The sequence below is a fragment of the Aquimarina sp. genome (genome assembly GCF_977115655.1).
On sequence record NZ_CDSBKO010000010.1, the window covers coordinates 21,245 to 47,215 of the forward strand.

The 25,971-nt window shown below is 32.9% G+C and carries 15 protein-coding genes and 2 tRNA genes; 9 read left to right on the top strand and 8 right to left on the bottom strand.

The features are described from left to right. Positions 1 to 14: 14 nt before the first annotated feature. From ACZIYX_RS06065 to ACZIYX_RS06080, 4 genes are all read left to right on the top strand, one after another. Positions 15 to 1,379 carry a hypothetical protein gene (locus ACZIYX_RS06065; RefSeq protein WP_462681316.1) on the top strand — a complete coding sequence of 455 codons (1,365 nt, stop codon included), beginning with the start codon at positions 15 to 17 and terminating at the stop codon, positions 1,377 to 1,379. Positions 1,380 to 1,543: 164 nt separating this feature from the next. Next, positions 1,544 to 8,677 (top strand): beta-ketoacyl synthase N-terminal-like domain-containing protein, encoded by a 7,134-nt coding sequence (locus ACZIYX_RS06070; RefSeq protein ID WP_462681317.1) that lies wholly within the window; start codon positions 1,544 to 1,546, stop codon positions 8,675 to 8,677. A 1-nt stretch (position 8,678) separates the two neighbouring features. Further along, a complete protein-coding gene (locus ACZIYX_RS06075; protein ID WP_462681318.1) occupies positions 8,679 to 9,470 on the top strand; it encodes an aspartyl/asparaginyl beta-hydroxylase domain-containing protein in 792 nt (263 codons plus the stop codon). 3 nt (positions 9,471 to 9,473) lie between these two features. Further along, entirely contained in the window at positions 9,474 to 10,286 is an 813-nt protein-coding gene (locus ACZIYX_RS06080) for an aminoglycoside phosphotransferase family protein (RefSeq protein ID WP_462681319.1), read from the top strand. A 623-nt stretch (positions 10,287 to 10,909) separates the two neighbouring features. Here ACZIYX_RS06080 and ACZIYX_RS06085 read toward each other — a convergent pair. From ACZIYX_RS06085 to ACZIYX_RS06095, 3 genes are all read right to left on the bottom strand, one after another. Continuing rightward, on the bottom strand, positions 10,910 to 11,680 hold the full coding sequence (locus ACZIYX_RS06085) for a lysostaphin resistance A-like protein (RefSeq protein ID WP_462681320.1): 771 nt from the start codon (positions 11,678 to 11,680) through the stop codon (positions 10,910 to 10,912). A gap of 470 nt (positions 11,681 to 12,150) precedes the next feature. Further along, positions 12,151 to 12,225, bottom strand: a tRNA-Pro gene (locus ACZIYX_RS06090). A gap of 14 nt (positions 12,226 to 12,239) precedes the next feature. Further along, positions 12,240 to 12,323: transfer RNA gene (locus tag ACZIYX_RS06095), tRNA-Ser, on the bottom strand. 242 nt (positions 12,324 to 12,565) lie between these two features. Here ACZIYX_RS06095 and ACZIYX_RS06100 point away from each other — a divergent pair. Beyond that, a complete protein-coding gene (locus ACZIYX_RS06100) occupies positions 12,566 to 14,188 on the top strand; it encodes a hypothetical protein (RefSeq protein ID WP_462681321.1) in 1,623 nt (540 codons plus the stop codon). A gap of 315 nt (positions 14,189 to 14,503) precedes the next feature. Here the strand turns inward: ACZIYX_RS06100 and ACZIYX_RS06105 are convergent, their stop codons facing one another. From ACZIYX_RS06105 to ACZIYX_RS06120, 4 genes are all read right to left on the bottom strand, one after another. Beyond that, positions 14,504 to 15,691 carry a THUMP-like domain-containing protein gene (locus tag ACZIYX_RS06105; RefSeq protein WP_462681322.1) on the bottom strand — a complete coding sequence of 396 codons (1,188 nt, stop codon included), beginning with the start codon at positions 15,689 to 15,691 and terminating at the stop codon, positions 14,504 to 14,506. A gap of 125 nt (positions 15,692 to 15,816) precedes the next feature. Beyond that, entirely contained in the window at positions 15,817 to 16,905 is a 1,089-nt protein-coding gene (locus ACZIYX_RS06110) for an AI-2E family transporter (protein ID WP_462681323.1), read from the bottom strand. Positions 16,906 to 17,000: 95 nt separating this feature from the next. Beyond that, positions 17,001 to 17,516, bottom strand: a complete 516-nt coding sequence (locus tag ACZIYX_RS06115) for a TrmH family RNA methyltransferase (protein ID WP_462681324.1) — start codon at positions 17,514 to 17,516, stop codon at positions 17,001 to 17,003. After that, positions 17,517 to 18,149, bottom strand: a complete 633-nt coding sequence (locus tag ACZIYX_RS06120; RefSeq protein WP_462681325.1) for a DUF4159 domain-containing protein — start codon at positions 18,147 to 18,149, stop codon at positions 17,517 to 17,519. It abuts the gene before it with no gap. 298 nt (positions 18,150 to 18,447) lie between these two features. Here ACZIYX_RS06120 and ACZIYX_RS06125 point away from each other — a divergent pair, with 298 nt between their 5' ends. Next, the gene (locus tag ACZIYX_RS06125; RefSeq protein ID WP_462681326.1) at positions 18,448 to 19,725 is read left to right on the top strand and encodes an alpha/beta hydrolase-fold protein; all 1,278 of its coding nucleotides are present in this window, start codon (positions 18,448 to 18,450) and stop codon (positions 19,723 to 19,725) included. Positions 19,726 to 19,763: 38 nt separating this feature from the next. Here the strand turns inward: ACZIYX_RS06125 and ACZIYX_RS06130 are convergent, their stop codons facing one another. Beyond that, positions 19,764 to 20,867: an esterase-like activity of phytase family protein gene (locus tag ACZIYX_RS06130; protein WP_462681327.1), complete on the bottom strand. Its 1,104-nt coding sequence runs from the start codon at positions 20,865 to 20,867 to the stop codon at positions 19,764 to 19,766. Positions 20,868 to 21,277: 410 nt separating this feature from the next. Here ACZIYX_RS06130 and ACZIYX_RS06135 point away from each other — a divergent pair, with 410 nt between their 5' ends. The 3 genes from ACZIYX_RS06135 (at position 21,278) to ACZIYX_RS06145 (ending at position 25,964) form a co-directional block, all read left to right on the top strand. Further along, on the top strand, positions 21,278 to 22,963 hold the full coding sequence (locus ACZIYX_RS06135; RefSeq protein ID WP_462681328.1) for a T9SS type A sorting domain-containing protein: 1,686 nt from the start codon (positions 21,278 to 21,280) through the stop codon (positions 22,961 to 22,963). 678 nt (positions 22,964 to 23,641) lie between these two features. After that, positions 23,642 to 25,351 carry a type VI secretion system tube protein TssD gene (tssD, locus tag ACZIYX_RS06140; RefSeq protein ID WP_462681329.1) on the top strand — a complete coding sequence of 570 codons (1,710 nt, stop codon included), beginning with the start codon at positions 23,642 to 23,644 and terminating at the stop codon, positions 25,349 to 25,351. After that, complete coding sequence (locus ACZIYX_RS06145; protein WP_462681330.1) at positions 25,341 to 25,964, top strand: toxin-antitoxin system YwqK family antitoxin; 624 nt, start codon at positions 25,341 to 25,343, stop codon at positions 25,962 to 25,964. Before tssD ends, ACZIYX_RS06145 begins: the two co-directional genes overlap by 11 nt. Positions 25,965 to 25,971 lie beyond the last annotated feature (7 nt).

Genomic DNA, 25,971 nt, shown 5'->3' on the forward strand with positions numbered 1-25,971 from the left:
TAAAAAAGAAATCAATGAGCATAAAATTAAAATACTCATTCCTTCCAAATAGTGTGTTTGTGAATTCTGTAGATGATCTTAAATTAGTAGCTGAAAATCCTATAAGTAGTGGCTCTTCGATTCAATTTAAAGCGGGAAGAGGGGGAGACAGTATTAATGTTGTTTTTCCGATAGGAGATGCAGATAGTGATTTAGCTTCTAGTCTAAACTTTGAAGTAGGAAATGTAACCAGTCCATTTACATGTACTTTGGTTGGAGGTAATTTTGTAATTACAGCGACTCAGGATACCCAAATAGATCCGGGAGAAACAATTTCGGTAGAGTTTACTCAGGTACCAATTAATGAATCTACAGGGGATTCATTTGTTGCCATTAATGAATATGTAGACGGAGGAGTTGGTACTACTTCTGTAAAAATCTCAAAAATCCCTGCAGAACTGGGAGTTATTGTTTGGTTAGATCCATTAATTGTAGGATTGAATCAAGAATCTTTACTTCAATTTAAAAGTGCCGCAAGCACGAATGTAGTGATTTCGGGATATCCTAAAGCACCAGGAGAAAAAACATTTGAAACGCCACCTTATTCAGCAAGTGATAAAGTAATTGTAGGTTCTGATACCGAATCTCAACGAACATACATAGCAACTGCGTGGGCAGGTAGTAATCAATCTGTACCACAATCTATTACCCTTACACAGGTTCCTCCGGTAATTACAATTAAAAACCCTGGTGAGGAACAAATAGTAGGAGCAGGGGAGAAAGTTGTTATATCCTGGAAAGCAATGTATGGTACTAGTAGTGTAATGAAATGGTTGCAATCTCAAATAATTAATCCAAATTCTCCTCTAAATACAGTACCGGGACAAGAGCTTACCAAGGTATATAATATAGCTAATCACAATGCAGATTTTATGCCAGATACGGTAACTTACACGTTAACTGTTGAAGGTTTTAAAGAATCCGCTACCTGTAATTTTGTATTTAAGGTAAATCCTGTACAACTTGTATACATTAAGTATAAAAATCCTGATTTAACCGAAATTATGTTTGCCATTGATCCTTCTGATTGGAGGGCAGTATCTTCGGTTTTTGCAACAGACTCATTAACATTAACCATATACCAACCAGGGTTCACTAAAGATCTGTATTATCTAAGTAAGGAGGATACTGTTAATCCTATGATTCAATATTTTGATATTGTAGATGGAGATCTATCCTGGATTACTGCTAATTTAAAGTCATTAACTCTGGATCCAGGAAATATTTCTATTTCAGATATAGACCAAGGTACGCATACTATTCCTTCAGAAACAGACACTGTAGTATTAACTGGTGTAGGTAATAATGGTAAGACCATTAGGAGTGTTCTTAAAATATAAGAAAGCAAAATCGAATAAAATAGATAAAAGAGATTATTTAAAACGACTTACGAAAACAGAATCAATAACCTCGGAGTACCCTCACGAGGCATGCTCCAGAAAATATATTTTGTTTTCGAAGCAAACCTTAGAGAATTAAACTCCACAATGTGGATCAAAATTAGATGAAAAAAATTAGCAATAGAACTATAGTCAATGATTTGGTAATACATTATCCAGATGATAAAACAGATCAGAAAGCGCTTATATTTTTAGATAATCAAGGAAAAGAAAAATATCATTTTACGTATCAAAAATTAAAAGCAGATTGTCTTCGGGTCGCCCAAAATTTAGTAGATCAAACTTCTAAGGGGGAAATCATCTTATTGCCTATAGAGGAACAGGAAAATTTTGTTATATCTTTTTTTGGTTGCCTGTTAGCAGGCTGTGTACCAGCTCCATTACCCTCTTTTCGTCATAAAAGAGATAAAATGAGCTTTGGTCGTGTGCAAAACATTTTGGAATCCAACAGAGTAGGAACACTTCTTATATCCAAAAATCAGGAAGCAATGGTTAAGGATCACTTAGTAAATGAAATAACTGTTCCTGTTAAGGTTATTGTATTAGAAAACCTGAATAAAGAACCTGCTGCCAATACTTCTTTACCTACAATTTCAGATACCGATTTAGCGTATATTCAATATACCTCGGGTTCTACAGCTAGTCCCAAAGGGGTGATGCTTACACATAAGCAAGTAATGCAAAATTTAGCGAAGATGTATCGGGTTTTTAAGAGGGAAGAAGAAGTTCGTGTTGTTGGGTGGTTACCTTTTCATCATGATATGGGATTAGTAGGTCATCTTTTTACTGTATTGTTTGAATCTGGTTTTGGAGCATTTTTACCTCCAACAGCTTTTTTGTCTTCACCAGACCTATGGTTGCAAGCTATCCACAATTATCAGGGAACAGCAGCAGCAGCACCTACTTTTGCTTTAGAAATGTGTACAGGCAAAGTAAAAGTCTCTGAGCAATGGGATCTAAGTAATTTTAAACATTTATATGTTGGTTCTGAGACTGTAAGACGAGATGTTCTTGATGATTTTGCTAAAAAATTCTCTTCCGCAGGTTTTGAAATAAATTCTATTCGTCCAGTATATGGATTAGCAGAAGCGACACTTTTGGTTGCAGGAGGAGGTTTAGGTGTAACAAATTTAGAAGATAATTTTCAGACAAAAAAAATAGGAAAACAAATTGAAAGATGTTTAACTCCTTATAGGATAGATAACGAGATAGGACAAATCTATATTCAAAATGCATCTACAGGAAAATTACTTCCAGAAGGAGAAGAAGGAGAGATTTATATAAAAGCAGTGCATAATTCTGGCGCATATCTGGAAAAATGGAACAATAAATCGTTAGAAGGAGAACATGTTATTCATACTGGTGATCGTGGTTTTATTCAAAATGGGTTTCTTTATTTAACGGGTCGTAGTAAAGAAATTATCATTATTAGAGGTGTCAATTACAATGCAGAAGATTTAGAACATTCAGCTAAATTTGGCATAGATTTAATTCAGGTAAGTGATCAAACGGTTTGTGTTGCGGATCTTAGTTCAGGAAAAGAAGAGCTTTTAATTTTTCAAGAGATTCATAGACATATAACTCCTGGTCAGTATACTACTATTACAGATCATATTAGGGCAAATTTGGTTGCTGATTTTGGGGTTAATCCAGATGCTATTTTTTTAATAGCAAGAGGTCTAATGCCTAAAACCCAGAACTATAAAGTTTCTCGCAACAAATGCTTACAACTTTATCAATTAGAAAAACTCAAGATTCTTTATAGTACTAAAGAACAAAAAAATAAAGAAGGGGTCTTTCCTAAAAATGACCCTGTTGTGGTAGTAGGTATGGCATGTCGTTTTCCTGGTGGAGCAGAAAATTTAGACCTTTTTTGGGAGATGCTTAGTAAAGGAGAAGATGGAATTTCTGAGATCCCTAAAGACAGGTGGGATAATGATATTTTTTATGCTCCAGAAGCTGCAGTACCAGGACGCATGAATACAAAATGGTCAGGATTTACAGAAAATATTGATCAGTTTGACTCTGGTTTATTTGGTATTTCCCCTTATGAGGCTCCAGAATTAGACCCTCAACAACGAATGCTATTAGAAACTTCGTGGCGATTATTAGAGCATACAGGCTGGAAAAAAGAAGATCTTCAAAATTCAGATACAGGTGTCTTTGTTGGTATTGCTAATAATGATTATTTGTATATGAAAATAAAGTTAACTGCTAATATGGAAGGCTTTAATGCATATTCAGGACTCGGTAATTCAAATAGTGTAGCAGCCAACAGGTTGTCTTATTATTATGACCTGAAAGGACCAAGTTTAGCAGTAGACACAGCGTGTTCTTCTTCTTTAACTGCTTTTCATCTAGCAGCAAAAGCTATTCTTCAAGGAGAATGTAAACAAGCTATTGCTGGAGGCGTAAATGTTATTATTTCTCCGGGTACAACAATTACACTTTCTCAATTCGGTATGATGTCTCCAGAGGGTCGCTGTAAAGCTTTTGATTCTAGTGCAGATGGTTATGTTAGATCTGAAGGATGTGGTCTTGTAATGTTAAAAAGAAAATCAGAAGCGATTAGAGATGGAGATCAAATTTTGGCTGAAATTAATGCTTCTGCTATTGGTCAAGATGGACGCAGCATGGGAATGACTTATCCAAACGGAGAAGCACAAAAAAAACTAATAACAAAAACCTTAGCAGAAGCAGGATTAAAAGGTCAAAATATTAGTTATGTAGAGGCACATGGTACAGGAACGCCAACAGGTGATCCCGTAGAAATGGAACAACTAGGAAAGATATATGGTAGTAAAATAACAGATGCCGATACATGCTATGTAGGTTCTGTTAAAGCTAATATTGGTCATTTAGAAACTGCAGCAGGAATTGCAGGTATTATCAAAGTGTTATTAATGTTACAGCATCATGAAATACCTCCTCAAATTCATATCAAAAAAATAAATCCTCAAATTCATCTAGAAAATAACCGCTTAGAAATACCACTTAAAAGTCAGAAATGGACATCTGGTAAAGAAAAACTTAGGGGAGCAGTGAGTTCATTTGGTTTTGGAGGATCTTTGGCACATGTTATTATAGAAGAACATGTAAATATCGAAGCTCCTGTAACTAATACTGAATTGTCAACAGGAAATTTGGTGTACAAGCCTTTTCCATTATCAAGCCATTTACAAAAAGGAATAATAGAACAAGCTATTCATTGGATAAACTGGTTAGATACAAATCCAGAAATATCCATAAACGACTTAACGTATACTCAGGCTATGTGTCGTTCTCATTTAAAATTCAGGAAGTGTTTTTTAGTGCAGGATAAACAAAACCTTAAATTAGAATTAGAAAAATTTGTACAAACTACAGATCCTGCAAGTATACCTGCAGCACAGCAAAATAAAATCTGTTTTCTTTTTACGGGTCAGGGAGAGCAGTTTATGCAGATGGGAAGAGAACTATATTATACTATTCCTATTTTTCAGGCTAGTTTTGATCGCTGTGCAAAAGCTATAGAAAATGAAAGCTTACCAATACCATTACATACTATAGCTTTTGAAGAAAAAAAATATGAAATCTGGCATGACCTTTATTTACAACCAATATTGTTTGCTATACAATATAGTTTAGGTATTCTTTATCAGGAATGTGGAGTTGTACCTCATGTTTTATTAGGACATAGTCTGGGAGAATATGCAGCTGCTTGTTTAGCTGGATGTTTTGAACCAGAAACAGGAATGAAAATATTACTAAAGCGTGCAGAGTTGGTAGATTCTTTAACCGATAAAGGACGAATGGTTACCATTTTTACTGCCCACGAAGAAATTGAGGCAGTACTAGATAAAAAATTAGCGCAAATAGCAGTGGTAAATAGCCCTAAAAAAACCGTAATAGCAGGATGCTCTAAAGAAGTTAGTCGTGTTGTAAATCACTTTGCAGATCTTGGGGTAGAATTTTATAATCTGCGAATGAATATGGCTTTTCATTGTCATCTTTTGGATCCTGTTTTAGAATCTTTTGGAGAATATGTAGATCAGTTTACTTTTAAGCCACCAACAAAAAGATGGATTTCTTCGACAACAGCAAAAGAAATGAATTCTGCACCAAATACAGATCATTGGAAACGGCATATGCGTAATACAGTTCGTTTTTCTGAAGCAGTAAGTTTGTTAGAGAAAGAGGAAATCAGACACTATGCAGAAATTGGACCTGGAGCTAGTACATTAGTAGCTGTTCGGGAATGTCTGAATCAAAAAGATTTAGTGCTTTTACGATCCTTAAATATACCAAAAGGAGGTCGTTCTGAAACACGTTACTTTTACGATTCTCTTAGTAAACTTTATCAAGAAGGATGGGACATTTTTTGGCAAGCATTACTTAATGGTAAAAAGAAGCCACATAGTATACCAGGGTTATCATTTAATCGTCAGTCCTATTGGATAAAAGAATTAAAAGCCGAAAATATTGCAGCTTTTGCAGGTCCGGTATATAACACAGATTATGTAAAAGCTGAGGTTAAGCCCGAAATAGCTACACAATTTAACCTTCATTATGATTTGGATTGGGTGGAACGTGGAGCACTTCCGGATCCATTAACAATTACAGAATTAAGAAAAAATACCTCTTGGATTATTTTGGGTAGAGATACTCCTGTTTTACAAACCTTAATTCATAAAATTAAGGAACGCGGGCATCAAAGTTTTTGGATAAGTACAGATACTAAAAGTACTCATAAACCAGATGTTATCTTACCAAAAAAACTAGAAACCACTACGGTATTTAATATCTTAAATAAGATTGTAACCAGCCAAAGTAGAGCTAATGTAGAGGCATGGAAAGTAGTTTATTTGACAGATGATTTTTCTAAAATTAACAACAAAGACCTAGAGGTAGATGATATCCATAGAACAATACAAGAAACTCTCGGTATTTTTATTCCATATTTAAAAGCGTTAAAACAAGTAGTTATTACGCCTCCGCTTTGGATAGTTACTCAAGGAACGCAACAAATTAAAAAAGAAGAAGGAAAGCGTCTTAATTTGAGTCTTGCTCCTCTTTGGGGATTTGCCAAGACATTATTTTTAGAGCATCCTGAGTGGCGTGGAGGAATGATGGATTTAGATGTAAATTCTAGTATAGAAGAAAAAGGAAATAATATATTAGCTAAAATACTAGAACCAAACGGAGAGCATTGTGTAGCTGTTCGTAATGGAATTCAATATATAGAACAATTAGCTCCTGTAGAAAAAGAAGTATACGAACCAGTAGTATTTCGTGGAGACGGAGCTTTCTTAATAACAGGGGGTATAGGAGGTCTAGGACTTAAATCTGCAAATTGGGCGGTAACTAAAGGAGCAAAGCATTTAATCCTTATGAGCCGTCGTAGTTTACCAGCTAACGATAAGTGGGCTTCGATTACAGAAGATCATCATCAATATGCTCTGATTCAAGAGTTGTTGGGCATTGAAAAACAAGGGGTTATTGTAGAAATAGCAACACAAGATGTACGGGATATCGAAAAACTTGAAGCACTACTGGTTTCCTTAAAAGAAAGAGAGATCCCTTTAAGAGGAGTATTACACACTGCAGGAGAGAATTGGTTTTCAAAAATAGTGGAACTGGATACAAATGCTTTTTTTGAAACTTTAAAAACTAAAATACACGCTACTTGGGCATTACATCGTCTTACAGAATCCTATGATTTAGATTGTTTCATTTTATTCTCATCTGTTTCTGCACTGTGGGGGTCTGTTAATTTAAGTCACTATACAGCTGCGAATTATTTTATGGATATGGTAAGTCTTTATCGCGCAGGTAATGGGCAAAAAACTCTTTGTATGGATTGGGGACCATGGGGAGATGTAGGAATGAGTGCCAAACCAGAAGAAACAGAGCTATTAAGTAAAATGGGATTTACATTGATGCCTCCATCTGAGGCATTAGAAGCTATGGAGTATGACCTGAATACTGGTAAAGCATTGTCATTAGTTGGACGAATTGATTGGGAAAAATACCGCCCTTTTATTGATTTTACTTTACAACCTTCGTTATTTGAACAAGTTATAAGTAATGGCTCAACTGTGTCTACAGTAGCATCTTCAGATCATCTGGATAAAATTTTGCAAGCATCTCCTGATACAGCACGACAACTTATAGAAGACGTAGTACGAATGGAGCTACGATCAGTTATGTTGATTGAATCGATGGATCATATTCCGGATGATAAACGATTTAATTTTTTAGGAATGGATTCCCTTATGGCAATCTTGATGGCTACAAAATTAGAGCAATATTTTCAGGTAAAATTAGCAAATACACTTGCTTACAATTATCCTCATATAAAAGCGGTATCCGATTATTTGTTTGATATAGTTTACCAACCACAAAGTACGTATAAAGAATCTGTGGATCAGAATGAAGAGTCTGTAAAAGAGGGAGATACCATTAAAAAAGAGTTCTCTAAGGGAGAATGGTTTACCACTATTAAATCTGCAGAACAAAATGCAGATATAACGCTGTACTGTTTCCCTTATGCAGGTTCAGGACCATTAGTTTTTCAACCTTGGGCTTCTATAGCACATCCTAATTTAGAATTGATAGGGGTTCAGTCTCCCGGACATGATGATAGAAGTACAGAAAAGGCACATACATCGATGGAACTTTTAGTTGGTGACTTTATAGAAGCGTTTGAACCTCCAAAAGGCCCGTATGCGTTTTATGGACATAGTTTAGGTGCTTTGACTGCTTATGAGTGTTATGTAGCATTGAAAAAGGCAGGAAAAAGATTGCCAGATCATCTTTTTTTATCAGGAAGTAATGCACCTTCAAAAACAGAAGGAAACCATATTCATACCTTATCGGATTCAGAATTTGTTCAAGCTGTAATGGATAAATTTGAAAACACAAAAAATCAACCTGAAAGACGATCCGCAATTGAAAGAACCGTAAATTTATTACGAGCAGATATTGAACTATTAGAAACCTACCAGCCAAGTAACGAAGAGGTACTAGCGTCGCTTACAATTATTGTTGGGGAATCCGATTCTCTTTTATTACCTGATAAAGTGAGAGAATGGGCGCTTTTATCAAGAAAAGATTTTAAAATTGTATATATGCCTGGCGGGCACGATTTAGTAAAAGAACAACAAGAAATATTGTACCTCATGATTGAAGGACATTTAAATGCTAATTGGTCAAATGAAATACAATTAGTTTTAGACGAATTAACAAATGTTGAATAATATGAATAGCTTAGGGTCAGAAACTATAGAAAGAAAAGCAAACCTTAAACCCAATCCCTGGTATAGTATTTTTGGTGGAAGATATTTAGGAGATCAGCCTGCTTTTCATGATAAAGAGCAATTGCCATGGACCAAAATACTCGAAAATAATTGGGAAGTAATTCGAAAAGAATTAATTGATTTAATAGAAGAAACACCAGATAGGTTACAGCCCTATAAAATAAATAAGTCTATGTCTTTTCCTCCTCAAAGATGGAAAACCATGGGGCTTATATTCTGGAAAATGAAGAATCACAAGAATTGTAATCGTTGTCCAGAAACAATGAAAATTTTAAGATCTCTTCCCGGTTGTACTTCTGCTTCCTTAAGTATTTTAGAACCACAATCTAATATAAATCCTCACCAAGGAGATACAGATGCTGTTATAAGATGCCATATGGGATTGGTAATACCAGGGACTTTACCCGATTGTGGATTTCAAGTAGACGGTGAAATGCGAGAATGGAAAGAAGGGCAAACCATGCCTTTTTGTGATGCTAGAACACATACCGCATGGAATCATACTTCTGAGAGGCGCTATGTAATGATTCTTGACGTTATGCGTCCCGAATTTAGAAATAGAAAAAATGAAGTTTGTGCTCATGTACTAGCATCTGCAGCAGTACAGATGCTCTATCAAAAATATAATTTTCTTAAACGCAGAAAAAGATATGTAAAAAAAATTATCTACCACATCATACGAATAATTATGTATTTGTACATTCCTATACAAAATGTTACCTTAAAATCGTAAAAGATGAAAAAGGGAAAGCTTATTGCTAAAGGAAAACATGCTGAGATATTTATGTATGGGGCAGAACAGGTAGTAAAATTGTTTCATAATACCGTTAGTGATAATCATATTAAGCGAGAAGTATCTAACACTGAAATAGCAATAAAACAAGGGGTTACTGTTCCTCGAATAAAAGATGTAATTAAATTAGATGGTTGTGTTGGTATAGTTTCAGAGTTTATAAAAGGTCCTACAGTTACTAATATTCTTAGAAGAGAACCATATAAAATAAAGATATATGCTCATGAATTTGCTAAGGCTCAGGTCGAAATGCATCAGCTTTCGGGTTCAGGTTTTAGCGATCAGCGAAAATTTATGCAAAACGCCATTTCGAACTCCAAAGGGCGTTTGGGAGAAATAGCAAATACTATTTTAAGCCAATTTGAAACACTTTCTGAAGGGCGACAACTTTGTCATAATGATTTGCATCAGGAAAACATTATCTTCTCTAAAAATGGTCCGGTAATTTTGGATTGGCAAGAAGCGCTTTCTGGTAATCCTGTTGGAGATATAGTACATGCTTTACTGGTGCAAGAACATCCGGTTCCGGCACCGATCTTTAAAACATCAAACCATTATTTTCGATTACATAATCAGTATAGAAAATTATTTTCTAAATTATATCTTCAAGAATATATACGTCTTACAAAAATATCTAGGGAAGAAATTAATGAATGGCTTCTTCCAATTGCTGCAACCAGATTATATACTAAATCATCACTTGAAGAGAAAGATTGGACAGAGCGGTACATTAGATATACATTTAAAAACACCTAGTTTTCTGTTGATGAAATTTGATTTTCTTTATGATTTTTTTCTTTTTATAAGATTACTTAGAAATCTTATAAAAAATACAATTCTTTAAGTCTACTAGATAAATTGAAATATTAATTAAATGACTCTGTGTATAGATATTGGTGCAGATTTTACTCAAAATTGAAACTGTCCACGAAGCTCAATCCATTTTAGAAACCTCTCTAAGGTATTGTTATAAAACTCAATTCCTCTTTTGTATAATATTTTAGTTTTTACAAAAGTAGTGTAGCTCATTGTATAGAATAAATGCCAACTCCTGAGATGTATAGAAACTAAAAAACCGTTCATTATCTACTGAAAATGAACGGTTTAACTTAGTCGGGGTGGCAGAGTTTGAACTCAATCACACAATGCTTTATATATCAATCAGTTACAGATTAAAAAATTTAGCTGCTATCCGATTTGTTGACGGTACTATAAATGAACTTAAAGTAAAATGCTTTACTTTCTGATAAAGCAAAGATATTATTTGTGTAATTCAACACAATATAAGAGTTATCAAATTTTATTATTACTTCACAAATAAAAAAGCAGTCTCGTAAAACCTTCTTTTTATGTTAACAACTTTGCCTTTTGAGGTATTTTCATTTTATAATCTTATTTGGTTTCAATAATGATTTGTTCTTGATAAGAGCGACAAGTATCCAAAAACCAATAGCAAGCAGAACATAATAAATAAAAAGAGAGACGCCTACTTGGGAAATATTGAAGATGAAAAATGAGAATGCCGTGAGTGTTGCGTGCAAAATTATGGGCGGAATTAGACTTTGCGACCTATCATAAAGCCAAACTATAAGTATACGTACAGGTATTGAACCGGCATAGTGAAAAAACAGACCTGGTAAAAATTTTGATAGCACCAAGTTACCTGAACTGTCGCCAGACCCCCAAAAAACAGGAAGGAAATGCCACGCTCCCCAGAATACACCAATAATAAGACCGGTCTTTACTATACTATATTTTTCCCTTAGTTTAGGAGTTACATATCCTGACCATCCCAATTCCTCTAAAAGACCGCCGCCTATAATACCATAAATCAATCCACTTAGAATTAGGGCCGTCTTATCATTCGTGGTAACAATATCCGGAATGTATGATTCTGAAAATTGATATAAAATAAAAAGAACAACAAGTGAAAGAATTGGTACGGTAAATATAGCTATCAGATAGATCGAGCTACCCAAGCGCCATTTTAAGAGCTTTCTAAATAGCTCGCTAAATCCTTTTTTTCCCTTAGTTAGACCGATCATAATAAAACCGGCAATACTAGGGCCCAGTAAATACGGAATCATTGCAATTGGAAGTAGTTTATCAAATTGTTCTGTAGTGGCAGGAATTCCTGTTTGGTTTGCCACGATCAAAATTCCACTCCACGAAATTATAAATGTCAGAATGAAGTAGAGTGTAATAGGATTATTTTTTATGCAGTCTCTCATAAATTATCGCAACATGGATAGGGTCAATGACCCAACGATTATTTTGAATTATTCAATATCTCATGATAACGTTCGGTTGCAAGGTCGCTTGGTTCTCCCTTTTTACAGAAAGAAAAGTTTGCTAACTGAAGGTAGTCGATGTTTTCATTTGTTTCGTCTTTTAGTTAACAACAGATATTGTCAAACGAAAGCCAAATCATTTATAAAGATACATTTATTTACCGAACCAAAAAGGTTGCTTTAACAATTAGGTCAACACAAATGTTAAAACGGTTTTGTTATCCGATTTGTTGACGCATTAAATCGAATCATTTGATTTTCCTAAAAACAAAAAAACCTGATAATCATACGATTAACAGGTTTTTAGTAACAATTGATATGTTAAATTGTCGGGGTGGCAGGATTCGAACCTGCGACCTCCGCGTCCCAAACGCGGCGCGATAACCGGGCTACGCTACACCCCGAAAATTAAAAAATGCGGAGAGACAGGGACTCGAACCCTGGCGACAGTTACCCGTCGACAGATTAGCAATCTGCTCCATTACCACTCTGGCACCTCTCCAAAACTTTGTTATGAACAACACATTTATTATTTCAAATGCGGATGCAAATGTAGCTTTTATGAAACTACAATGCAAGATTTTTTTACCATAATTTGTTATTTGAAGAATACTTATTTTTAATGGCTTGAAAATCAGATTTTTCTTGATGTAAAAAAACATGAAAATTTTACCTTGCCACTAATAAAATCCTTAAATACTTCTTTTATATATTTGTATAGAATTGAACTTATCCTATAACCTTATGAATATTTATAAAAAAGATGCACAAATGAATATTAGATATCTTTTAGTTTTTAGCTTTTTCATTTCTTTTCACGCTTTTTCCCAAAAACCAATTTTACTCGAAGATTTTTCTTTTAAAACAGGAGAAAAATATAAAAGAATAAAAAGCATAGGTACATATCATGTTGCATCAGGAAACAGACTTGTGTCCATTAAAAAAGAACGCAATTCTATGACTATACAAAGATATTCATTGGAAGATCTTAAAGAAGATATAAAAAAAAGACAAATAGTAGAGGACAAAGGAGATTTTGAAACCGTAATGAAATTGGGGGAAAAAGCAGTTGTTTTTTACTCCATCAATGATAAAGCATACGCACAAAAAGTATCTCTTACCGGAATTGTGGTAGAAAAACCTATCCAGCTTATTAATGATAAAGAAAATATAAACAGAGATTTTGGTTTTAAAAGCACTTACGGTTTTGATGCAGGTGGAAGAATAAATAAATTTGTATTTAAAAAGTCTGCAAACGAAAAAAAATTATTGGTTTTGTATAGAATCCAAACCAGTTCTGATAAAGGAGATATAATTGGAATTGCTGTTTTTGATGATGAATTAAATCTTTTGTGGAAAAGAAAAGTAACATTGCCTTATGCTTCAGATAAAATTGAGAATGAAGATTTTGCAATAGATAATGCAGGTAATTTTTATATGACAGCCTCTGTTTTTAATGCTTCTTCGACAGATAAAAACAAGATTGAAAGTACATATCGAACCGAAGTTTTTAAGATTACAGAAAACGGTGGTGAAATTATAAAAAGTGAAATTGATGTTTCTGGAAAATCAATTACCGATGCAGTTATAGAAGAAGATACATCGGGTATAATCACAATTTCTGGCTTTTATGCTAATAACAATAATAAAGCAGAAATTTCAGGTATTTTTTCAGCAATATTATCTACAGATGGTACAGTAAATAAAATTGTGAAAAGTGATATTTCTGTAGAAATGATCCAAGATCTGGCTCTAAAAAGAGAGACACGAATTAATGAAGGAACACAAAAAGAATCAGATAAAAAAGATTTAGAAAACCTTAGGGTTAATGATATTGTATTTAATACCGATGGTAGTATAGTATTGCTAGGGGAACAACGCTATGTAGAATCTTTTACTACATCAAGTTCCTCTGGGTCCAGAACAACATACAGGTATTATTACAGAGATATTTTTGCGTTTAAATTATTACAAGATAATAAAATGGCTTGGATGCATAAATTGCCAAAATACCAATTAGGTACTACAAGCAAGCGCAGTATGTCTTATCTGAATTTTAAAAATAAAGGAAAACATTATTTGTTCTTTATAGATGATTTTACCAATCTAAAACGATCTTTTGATGAAACACCTGCACGTTACTTTGATGGTAAAAAAGAATTTATTTATCTAACTTCTTATGTGATAGATGATGCATCTGGAGAAACAACCAAAGAAGCTATCCTTACCGGAAGCGATATTAGAAATTCACGTTTGGATGTTTTAGAACTTACCAAAGCAGCTACGTTACCTAATATGGATATGATAATGGAAGCTTATGATGGTAAAAAAAGCAATTTATTACTTAAAATATCGGTAGCAAAATAAGAGTGTTTAAGGTGTAATGGATAACCAATGTCGTTTATTAAGCTGTATCTTTTTGAGGATTAAACATCTGTAAAAGCAAAATACCCCTTTACTTCCATCATGGATTCCGTTCTTCAACGGAATGACAAAATAACCAAATATTTGTTTTTAAGCACAGTTCATCCTGCGTAGGCTGATACACTATTAATAAATTTTAAATCAATAGTTTAAATTCTTGATTTAACGACATTGAAAAGGATAACTGTAACTCTTGAACCACTTATAGAAAATTTCAAATTCTAAAGTATTTATCGAGTAAATAACCAAACAGTCTATTTAGAAGTTTATTTTCTTACAGGCAACAACGATTTTTTTGTTGGTATGATCTGTTGTAAAGAATAAATAAATGTCCCCTCCATCTTTTATTTTGTGTTTTTTTCTTAAAGTAGCTACACTCTCAGGAAAATTACGAGTGGTAATATTTGCTTTGGTAATTGCTGCTTTAGACATTATTTTTTTTTGATAAGGATATATTGCCAATATTTCAAACTCCCTTCCGGGAAAATCAATTTTTTGGTCAGAGGAGTATAGATGGGAGTGTAAATGAAGTTTTTTAACCTTAAAAGCAGTACTAATGCTTAAAAAACCGCCACTTTTTAAGATAGCACTATTTGGTTCATAAAGATATTTTATAGGTTCCCCAATGTTAATGGGCTGTCGTGCTTCTTCTTTTTGTATAAAAGAAAATGTCTGGTTACCAGATTTCAGGATATTTACAGTGGTTATTTTTATATCCTCTTTATTTGTTTTGTCTAAAATCCATAGTAACTCTTTAACCTCATTTTCTACAGCAACTACATGAATTTCTTTTATGTTTTTTAAAGCATTAATACCTGTTTGTAAATCCAGTAAAGGAGATGTTTTTAGTAATATATTATTACTTTTTTGAAAAAAGAGATCTAAATTATCTGGTACATTTGGTAAACAATCTTCTAAAAAGAAAACTTTTCCTTTAGTATCATGTCTGCGCGAAGGATCTATATATATCCAGTCTACAAAAGTTTGTTCTTTAAGAATATCTAGTCCATTACCAGTATATGTTTTTATGTTTTCAGAACCAAGAACTTTAAAATTATGGGCTGCAATTACACTTAAATCGGTATTTAACTCACAGTGTATTGCTTTTTTTATACGTTTTGAAAAATAATAGTCATCAATACCAAATCCCCCTGTTAAATCGATTAGTGAATCCCCGGAAACCAGATTACTTTTATACAAAGCTGTAGTTTCTGAAGATGTTTGCTCCAGATTAAGTGTTGGCGGATAGTAAATTTCTTTTTTAGAATACCAGGTAGGCAGTTTGCTCTTAGCTTTACGTTTGGCTTGTACTTGCTGCGCCAGTTCTTGAACCGATATGGCATCAAAAGGACTTCCGCTTAAAACCAAAGCACTTATATCGTATGTGCTATTTGCTTTTTCAGTAATAAACTCCTGAACTTCTTTGTCTAAAATTTTAATATTCAATTTTTATACTTTTAATCCACATTGTGGAATTTAATTCTCCGGGGCTTGCCCCAAAAACAAAACATATTTTCAGAAGCATACTATATAAGCTTGCTTAGGGTTAGTGATTGTACAAGTTCAGAACTTTATAAATCTTTGGTAAGAGTTTTAACAATTTTATATTCAGATAAAAATTCTTTAGCTATTACTTTAATTGCTGTATAAAAAGGTACAGCAACAATAAGACCGCCAATACCAAACAGAAGTCCAAAAATAAGGATAGCCAAAAAGATTTCTAAAGGGTGTGATTTTACGCTGTTTCCAAAAATCAGAGGTTGATTTAAAAAATTATCAATTAACTGAATGATAAGATATCCAATTAAAATATAAGATAGCTTTGGTAAAATAACATCCTGAAAATCAAGCCCAAGATTACTTGTAGTTGCTAATATTAAAACAAATATACCGCCAAATAAGGGACCTATATAAGGTATAAGATTAAGAATAGCAGCGATCAGTGCAACTGCAATGGCATTATGAACCCCAAATACAAGTAAAAGTATAGTGTATAAAACAAAAAGGATAAAAACTTGTAATAATAAGCCTATAAAGTACCGGGAAAGTAAATCTTTAATTTTATTAAAAGCAGTCATAAATCTATTTTCATCTTCTTTTTTTGCAAAAACTAGTAAACTATTTTCAAGAAGTTGACTGTCTTTAAGTAAAAAGAAAGAAATAAATAATACAGAAAATAAACCAATTAATACAGCTCCAAAACCACTTAGAAATGAATTAATTATATTAGGGATGGTTTTTAGGTCAAAAAACTGCATTAAATCGGTTTGCTTTATCAGTTCTACCAAGTTTAGTTTTTTGACTTTAAAATAGTTGCTTACTTCTTGATTAAGTCTGTCTAAATCATTACTTACTTCATTAATGTTAATTTCTCCGATCAATTGACCTTGCTCACTTATAATTGGTACAAACAATGTAAAAATGCTTAAAAACAAACCAATAACTATAAACAGGGTAGCAACTACAGCCAGAGTATTGTTAAATTTTAATTTTTTCTTAAGAAATAAAACCAAAGGTCTTCCCATAAGAGAAATCACAGAAGCAAATGCAATATACACAAGTACAGATTGTATTTTATATAAAAACCATATAAGTAAAATAATACCGATAATTGCGGCTACTGCCCTAAGGATACCATAAGCAATTGTTTTTGAATTCATATTTTTAAAATTTCAAAAGGGATACATACTCAAATGTACAAGTTTTGCTTTGCATGTTTTTTAAAGTGTTTACCCCACTTCAGTATATATCTGTTTTATTGTTTACTAAACTGTTTAGTGATTTCATAAAGGGCAATTCCGGTAGCTGTAGCAACATTCATACTACTATTGTTTCCATACATGTTTACGTGTATAGTCTGCTTTACAAGCTCTAAAATCTCGTTGGATACCCCAAAATTTTCTTCTCCTATAATTAAAGCAATCTTGTCCTCTTTTTTATATTTATAATCATAAACAGGAATACTGGTATTGGTAATTTCTAAAGCCAAAATAGTATATCCATTAGATTTAAGTTGCTTTATAGTATCCTTAATATCCTCTGTTTGGTGATATGGTATAATCTCGTGTGTAGATCTTGCAGTACGCTGCATACGCTTGCTAATAACAGTAATCTCCTCTCCACAAAAATAAATTTGTTCTATACCAAAACTATCTGCAATCCGGAATAAGCTACCTATATTGGCAGGAGAGTTTACTCTGTCACATACAAGTGTTATAGGAAACATTCTTTTTATAAACGTACTATTGTTATGATGTAATTGTTCTGACATTTAATTTTCAAAAGCATATTTAATAATATTCGCTCCCATTTTAAGAGCTTTGGCACGAACTTCCTCCGGATCATTATGTATTTCGGGATTTTCCCAACCATCTCCTAAATCACTTTCAAAAGTAAATAATACAACCAATCTGTTTTCATCAATAATCCCTAATGCCTGCGGTCTTTTCCCATCATGCTCATGTATTTTTGGTAATCCTTGCGGGAAATTATATTTTGATGAAAAAATAGGATGAGTTACTGGTAACTCTACTAGTTCCTTATCAGGAAAAACCTTAATCAACTCTTTTCGAATATAAGGTTCCATTCCATAATTATCATCAATATGTAAAAAACCACCACTTAACAAATAGTTTCTTAGGTTATTGGCATCTGCATCTGTAAAAAAAACATTTCCATGCCCCGTCATGTGGATATAGGGGTATTGAAAAATATCGGTACTTTCTGGTTTTACGGTTTTTGGTTTTGTTCCTATTGCAGTATTTATATTTTGATTACAAAATTGTATAAGATTAGGTAAAGCAGTAGGGTTACTATACCAGTCGCCGCCTCCTTTATATTGTAAAATAGCAATATCCTGACTGTACATTGAGATAGCTGTCAAAAAAAACAAAAAACATCTCATAAGATTTATTTTCATATTCGTCTAAAATAAAGCCTAAAAGTACTAAAATTATACAGATGATTATGATGCTATTAACTCTTATTCTTTGTGTAAATGTATTCTATGATCCGAGATTATTGATTTTATAATTAACATTACTTTTTGATCGTTACTATCGTTTATTTATAATGATTATACTATTTTTCGAATAAATTATAAGACTTAGCTATACTGTTAAACCTTATAATAATGAAAGAAAGTAAATGTTATATAGATAATGATTATTAAGACTAACTATAAAAAAATAAAACCCATCAAAATGAACAAAAATATATTGTTTTTACTTTTACTCTTTTATGTGTCCGGTATAGTTTACGGGCAAGAAATAAATTCAGGTATTACTATTGGTGAGAGAAAATCTATACCTTCAAAAGTGTTGGAAGAAGATAGGGCTTTTCAGGTATATCTGCCACCAAGCTATTATTCTAACCCAAAAGGAAATTTTCCTGTAGTTTATCTAATAGATGGGGATTATAATTTTCATTATGATACAGGGCTAATAGAGCTTTTATCCAGTGTAAGTGGAAAAATACCCGAAATGATAGTAGTAGGTATTGCCGATAAAGGAAAAACCAAGTACAGAAAAAACTGTACTCCTGATTATATCCCCAAAAGAGAAGGTAATGCCTCTAATTTTATGTTGTTTATAGAAAACGAATTAAAACCTTATATACATCAAAATTACAGAGTCTCAGGTTATGAAATTTTAATTGGGCATTCTATAGGAGGTGTTTTTGTAACTAATTATCTGTTAGAAAATCCACAAGCATTCGATTCGTATATAGCAATAGATCCTGCATTATGGTTGGGAGATTATGAAATTATAAATAAAGCGAACACTGTTTTTAAAGATAAAAAAGAAATAGGAGCAAATCTCTTCATTTCTCTTGCAGATACCAAAGAAATGGGAGTAAGACAATTTGTAGGAGTTTTGGATAAGCATTTTCCAGAGGAAAAAGATTGGAGTTTTATGTACTTTAAAAATGAAAATCATAACTCTGTAGGATTAGTAACTATAAAAAAATCCTTGGAAGAAATTTTTAAAAACTGGGAAATCACCAGACAAGAGTTTTATAGTTTTAAAAGCGCACAACAGATTATAGATCATTATAGTCAGTTATCCACAGATTTTTCTACTTCGTTTTCTATACCACCTTACTTTTTAGGAAATGTTATTTACTACTATTTTAATCATAAAAAGCAAGAGGATTTGTTAATTTTAGAGTCCGGGATTAAAAATAAGCTTCCGGGTTCTGTAGAGGATTATTATCTTCAATTAGCTTTAAATCACTTAGAAAACGAAGAATTAGATAAAGCTATGAATATATATAGTACACGAATTAAAGAGAACCCTTTGTCCTTTTCTTCTTATGATGGGATGTCCAAGATATATGTAACACAAGGTGAATTACAAAAAGCACTTCAATCTAGTAAAACATCTATCGAAATTGCAAAAAAATGTAAAGCCAGACAATGGATGATGAATGAGTTATATTCTAATTTTGAAAATATACAATCACAAATAGATAAACAATAATTGCTGTTCTGGTAAGAAACTATGGATTATCTTTTTGGTTAAGGCACTACCTTAAAAGCTATCAATTGGTTAAATTGAGGATAAAATGAATTAAAATTATTATCAGAGATCACTACAATAGTACGACTGCCATCTTCTAATGTAGAACCAAAAGTAATCCCTTCCAGATTATCTACAGTAGCATTAGTAAGTTGGTCTCTTATAGTATCAAAGTCAAAAAGTAATGTTTTTATTGCAGGAGTATAATGCAAAGAGGAAAGCGCTCCTAAAGAAAGAGTATTGGTAGCATTACCAGCATCTACTTTATAAATTTTTATAGTATTACCACCATCTGCATAACCCGAAGAAAAAGATCTTTCTAAGGCTAAGAATTTGTTGGTGTCATACTCTAAAATTTCTACCAAACCATTCACTTCAAATGTGGTGCCTAATGCAGCTTTACGGGCAACAGGATCTAATTCATAAGCAAATTGTCGCTCTGCAATACCCGATGTTTTGTTTATATAAGTGATTCTTACCGGGGATTGTGTGTCTGTAGTGGTAGGTTCTGGTCCATCTTCGATTAGAGGAAGCTCGCATGAGATCCAGTACCCACGATCGTCTATACTTAAAGAAAGCCCCTCTAAAACACCATTATGTCTTGGTCCTAAAGTGTCATTTTGTGTATTCGCGCTAAAATTATTTGGTAAAGTAAAACTTCGGGTTTGATTTCCTTTTGTATCTATTTCGATTAAAGCAGGATCTATATCATTTTGTATAGAACCCTCGCTGGTATATATGATTTTTTGGGTGTTAGGATCAAATCTAATAGCTTCCGGATCTACTATACCTTGTATTAGAGAATTGCCGGTTGTATCTTTAATCTCTATCATTGTATCTATTTTAACAGAGGTAAAAGCATTTTTATTGTAATCAATTTGGGCTTCATAATACCGTATAGGTGGGGTAGAAGTATCACAGATAATATACCATTTTCCATTTTTGTAATCCATCCCGGAAAAACCACCGATTGGGATACCATCTATCTCTTTGTCAGGAATTACAAATTCATCAATAAAGACAAGCTTACTAATAGTGTTTTGTTCTTCTGCCTGTTCGTTGATAATGGTATTTGTATCTATATCTGTAGTTATTTCTGACATATTGTTTTTGGAGCAATTGTAACTTAATAAAACAATTAGAATACATTTTCCTATTTTTTGAACCATAGTAATATTTATTGCACCATTTATTATTTGGTAAAGATAGGGGTTAGCACAATAAATGTATATATACAAATCTGTAAATTAAATAAGGATAACCTGTACCTGATGATTAAAAAAACAGGTTTTTCCCTCTGTAATTATGGGGTGTAACCACTTGATAACCATTATTTTGTTTCGTATTTTTGATAAATGGCTAGTACTTGGGTATTAAGTTGTAAAATAGTATTTGATCCTATTAAACACCAAATAGAAGCCAGAAGATTAGTACTAATATTTTTTTCCCGGGGCAGTTAAGTTATTTGAGATTAAGAAGAAATTATTTTTAACCAATTCAAATATAAATCATCATGAAAACAATTGTATTAAGTGCGATTTTTAGCTTTATAGTAAGCTTGGGTTTTTCACAGTTTCAAAGAACATTTGGGACAGAAAAATCAGAAATGGGCAGATCTTTAACCCAACTTAAAAAAGTTGAAAAAGGATATGTAATAGCAGGCTATACCTCTCAAAATTTTATAGGTAATGTAGATGCTACTTTAGTAAAAACAGATTTAGACGGAAATCAAATATGGTCTTATGTATATGGGGGAGAAAAGTCTGAATATTTTAATTCTGTGCGGCAATCTACATATTTCAGCCCTAATAACAAGGTAGCTTATGTAGCAGCTGGTACTACACAAAGTTTTGGTTTTGGGGCAGGAGATGCATACCTTACAGGAGTAGATATAAATGGAGCACCTGTTTTTTCTATGGTATATGGGGGCAAAGAATACGATGTGGCACATTGTGTACAAAATATCAGAGAAGTAACAGGAAAACCTGGATATGTACTGGTAGGAGAGACCAGAAGTTATTCGCAAGCATATCCGGGAACCAGTATTTATGTTGCCAAAACAGATCTTATGGGCAATCTTACAAAAGCAACAGTTATAGGAGGCAGAGGAGATCAAAGAGGCGCGTGGATTGAACAAACAAAAGATGGAGGGTATATTATTACAGGTTCAACAACCAACTACTGGTGTGGTGCAACCTCTACCTTGGCGAATCCGGTTACCGATATTTTTGTAATTAAATTAAAACCAGATCTAACCCTGGAGTGGAACAGAATATTTGGGTATCCCGGAGAACTTGATCCTTCTGGCAGATATTACAATATAGGAACTTGTATAAAGCAAACCAAAAACGGAAATTATGTGCTTACAGGAATAACCAATAGTTTTGGTGTCAATAACTCTTATGATGCGTTTTTACTGTTTTTAAAAAGCAATGGTAATTTTATAGGAATGAAAACCTATGGCACAGAAAGAACCGAGTATGGATATGGGGTAGAAGAAACTTTTAGTACAGCAGGTACTCCTTTATATACTGTAGTAGGGCAACAGATTATTGGATCGTCTATGGCTATGATGTTTCAAACAGATGCAGGGGGTAATTTACTTTGGGCACGTAATTATGGAAGAAATGGTAACGAAGCAGGGATAGAAATGGTAGTGGACGAGTTTGATAAAGGATTTGCTTTTGCAGGATATACAACATCTTTTGGAGCAGGAGCTACAGAAATTTATATGGTAGAAACAACCGATACAGGAAAAACAGATACCTCTTGCGAAATAGGGGTAGGTTTGAAAGAAAAAAAGGAAGAGCCATGTGTAACCCAAAGCGTACAACAGATTTTTGTAAACGAATACCGAAAAATTGATCCTAAGGCAGTTCGTGTAGAGTACAAACAAGATGGTTGCGGAAGAGGAATAGGTGCTAAAACAGAAGAAGTGGAAACACTTGAAAATAAAGAAGATATAGCACTGTATCCCAATCCTGCAGATAACTTTCTGTCTATAAAAGTTCAAAAATCGTTACAGATTGCAGAAATAAAAGTTTTTGATCTACAAGGAAAAGAAGTTCTGCAAAACATAAAAATAGAAGATAAAAGAAATGTAGTACTAAATACAGAATCGTTACTAGCAGGAGTATACGTTGTTAAATTGAAAACAAAAAACGGAGAAATACATATAAAGAGATTCTTTAAGAACTAGTAATATCATTTTAATCCACATTGTGGAGTTTAATTCTCCGAGGCCTGTCTCGAAAACAAAATATATTTTCAGAAGCATACCTCGTAAGCTTGCTCCGAGGGTGTTGATTAAAATACACTTAACCCTCATTGGTTTAAAAAACTAGTGAGGGCTTTTTCGTAATGTTTAGTTAAGGATGTTTAAAGTTGTTTGTCACAGGGAGCTTATCGAAGCGCTTTTAATTTACATTTTCTAATGTCTTCAATAACTTTTCTCTTAAAACCATTGTAACCAAAATTCTCTTGTTTTTCCATAATATCACAAATTTATAATTTAAAACATTTATAACACACTTTAATGAACAGTCTCGCAGAAAATCAAGTAGGGAGCTGAGGCACTCGAAGCCCAATCCATACATCGATCCGATGCAAGGACGCAGGATATCGCTAAGGTGTTTAAAAACAGTTTTTTATGTGTTTTTTTGTTTTTTTAGAATCTATATGGAATAAAATAACTTTATAAAGAGGTTTTTATATAAGTTTAGAGGACTATAAAATTGTAAATAGATGGTAGTATTGTGGAGGTAAAAGCTTTTAGAAACTACTTTTATACCAAATTAACCATAAAATAAATATTAGGTTTTTAAAAAGTACCGGTTTTTAGTTTAAATTTAAGGGCTTATTAAAACCTAAACCTAAAATGACCGTATTAGCCAAGCTTTTTTTTCTGGGCATAGAAAAAGAAGTACAAAACGTACAGATAGTATACCAACGTATTATCAACCACAAAACAGGCAGGCCCACTACCGAAGTGCAAGGAGGATATCTACAACTAAGTTTTGAATCCAGCAAAGACGATGAGGTTTTTGAGTATTATTCAGGTAAGCCCTCAGAACGAATACCGGGGGACGAAAGATTTTGTTTTTTAAACCTGGGCGAACTTGTTTTTTATCCCGGTTCTTATGATAATCCACCAGTTAAACGATACAGGTTTAGCGATGCCACCATTACCAATATTAGGGTAAAGTTTACTGCTACAGGAGAATCCTCTATGACTACCTGTATAACCATATCCCCGGCAATACAAAACTATGGCGCATTGTTGGTAAAAGATTGGAACGAGAGCTACCTGCCACAAAGCACAGACAATTATGTGCCACAAAACGAAGAGGAAGAAAAAAAGGAAGAAGTAAAATGTATAGCTTGGTTAGAGCGGTTAGAAACGTATAAGGGAGAGTTTGGTTTTGACTGGATGCGGGACAACTATAAAGATATTTGTGAGAACTACGAGGAGCTAAAAAAGGAATATGAGCAAATCACCATAGAGGGAGAAACATATTTTGTGCCTTGGCTATCCATGTTCCCCAATCAGGAAAACGTATCCCTTAACCTAAAAGTAAAAATTACAGAAGGCAAACCAAAAAACGACGATGTTGTTAAGCTCCCCTCCAAAAACGGTATACGTTTTGAGCCTAATGAAGTAAAAATAAAAGATATTCAAAAAGGGGAGGTAACCATTAAAGTATTTTGCGATACCCCTCTAAACAAGGACACAAAAATAGAGTTATTGAATAAAGAAAATCATAGGGTTGGCAAGATTACTGTTGTAAAGAATGATGAGATACTTACTTTGCCAGTTCATTTTGTAAAGGTTAAAGGAAACGAACCAGATAATACTTATAATGAAAGAACATTTCATAAATTTGATAAAGGCAAAATAATAGATTTTTTTAACAAAACATCATTAAATCAAGCTTTTATAAATGTTGATTTAATAGAGGTTTCAGAAATGGTAATAGATATAGAAGAATTAATATCCAAAAATGTATTAAAAAGACCCTTTGGTAACATTCCACAATTTCACGAAGGAAATTCTAAATATGTTAACACATTAGAAACTATTTTTAAGAAAAAACATCCTAATTTCAAAGGAGTTATATTTTTTCTTAGTGCAATACCTCAAGATGGAACACAAGGAGGACACTCCGCAGTTTATCCAAGAGAGTCAAATTCAATAATTATTGTTCCTGATCAGGTAAGTATAAATGAAAAAAAAACCTTTGTACACGAACTTGGTCATGTTTTAGGGCTCTTACATTCATTCAAAGACGGGTTTAAAGAGGATCTTAATAGACTTGTTAAAGATAAAAAAGCTAGTATAAAAAAATATAGTTTGAAATCTGAAAAAAAAATAAGATATAGGGGTGAAATTATGACTATAGGTGAATATATTAAAGAACTAGAAAATAATATTATCCAATTGGAGAGTCTTATAGATAGTAATTCATTTGTTTTTAAGCAATCTGGAACAGATAATTATATGGATTATTATATTTCGGAACCATTATCGTTTAATAAGTGGCAATGGGACTTAATGAGAAACGAAACAAAACAGTATCATGGTAAATAAATTAGTAGTATCCCTAACCTTAGTTTTAATCTGTAATATTAGTAACAGTCAAAATAAGCATCCAGAAAGATTTATTTCTTTAATAGATTTTGAATATAATACTATTCTTAAAGATTTACCAAGCAATATTCCCGATGGAAGGTATTATACTTCAAGTAAATATAAAGACGGAAAAATAAAAAGTATTCAAACTATCGGTTATAAAAATCAAAAGAAACATGGTGAATCTTTGACTTTCAAGAAAGCATTAGGAATAATGTTTGTGGCTAATGTTACCAATTATTTTAAAGGAAAAAGAGAAGGGTATTATTTTGATACAGATAATCACACTTTTTCAGAAGAAGGCTATTACAAAAATGGTAAAAAACATGGTTTTTGGAAGATACGTAAAAATGATTTTTTTGAAAATATACATTATCAAAATGGTTTAAAATCGGGTAACTATTCAAGTCAAGATAACCTATTAGGAAAAAATAGTACAGGGCAGTATAAAAAAAATAGAAAAGAAAATGTTTGGTTTATAGAAGACACTAATACGGGGGAAATAACAAAAGAAACCTATAAAAAAGGAAAACTAATTTCAACAGAAATATTAGATTCTTTAAGTGATTAAGTAAAAA

Coding starts and splice junctions, on each gene's coding strand:
- ACZIYX_RS06065 (WP_462681316.1), top strand. CDS start 15: ATGAGCATAAAATTAAAATACTCATTCCTTCCAAATAGTGTGTTTGTG.
- ACZIYX_RS06070 (WP_462681317.1), top strand. CDS start 1,544: ATGAAAAAAATTAGCAATAGAACTATAGTCAATGATTTGGTAATACAT.
- ACZIYX_RS06075 (WP_462681318.1), top strand. CDS start 8,679: ATGAATAGCTTAGGGTCAGAAACTATAGAAAGAAAAGCAAACCTTAAA.
- ACZIYX_RS06080 (WP_462681319.1), top strand. CDS start 9,474: ATGAAAAAGGGAAAGCTTATTGCTAAAGGAAAACATGCTGAGATATTT.
- ACZIYX_RS06100 (WP_462681321.1), top strand. CDS start 12,566: ATGAATATTTATAAAAAAGATGCACAAATGAATATTAGATATCTTTTA.
- ACZIYX_RS06110 (WP_462681323.1), bottom strand. CDS start 16,905: ATGAATTCAAAAACAATTGCTTATGGTATCCTTAGGGCAGTAGCCGCA.
- ACZIYX_RS06115 (WP_462681324.1), bottom strand. CDS start 17,516: ATGTCAGAACAATTACATCATAACAATAGTACGTTTATAAAAAGAATG.
- ACZIYX_RS06120 (WP_462681325.1), bottom strand. CDS start 18,149: ATGAGATGTTTTTTGTTTTTTTTGACAGCTATCTCAATGTACAGTCAG.
- ACZIYX_RS06125 (WP_462681326.1), top strand. CDS start 18,448: ATGAACAAAAATATATTGTTTTTACTTTTACTCTTTTATGTGTCCGGT.
- ACZIYX_RS06130 (WP_462681327.1), bottom strand. CDS start 20,867: ATGTCAGAAATAACTACAGATATAGATACAAATACCATTATCAACGAA.
- ACZIYX_RS06135 (WP_462681328.1), top strand. CDS start 21,278: ATGAAAACAATTGTATTAAGTGCGATTTTTAGCTTTATAGTAAGCTTG.
- tssD (WP_462681329.1), top strand. CDS start 23,642: ATGACCGTATTAGCCAAGCTTTTTTTTCTGGGCATAGAAAAAGAAGTA.
- ACZIYX_RS06145 (WP_462681330.1), top strand. CDS start 25,341: ATGGTAAATAAATTAGTAGTATCCCTAACCTTAGTTTTAATCTGTAAT.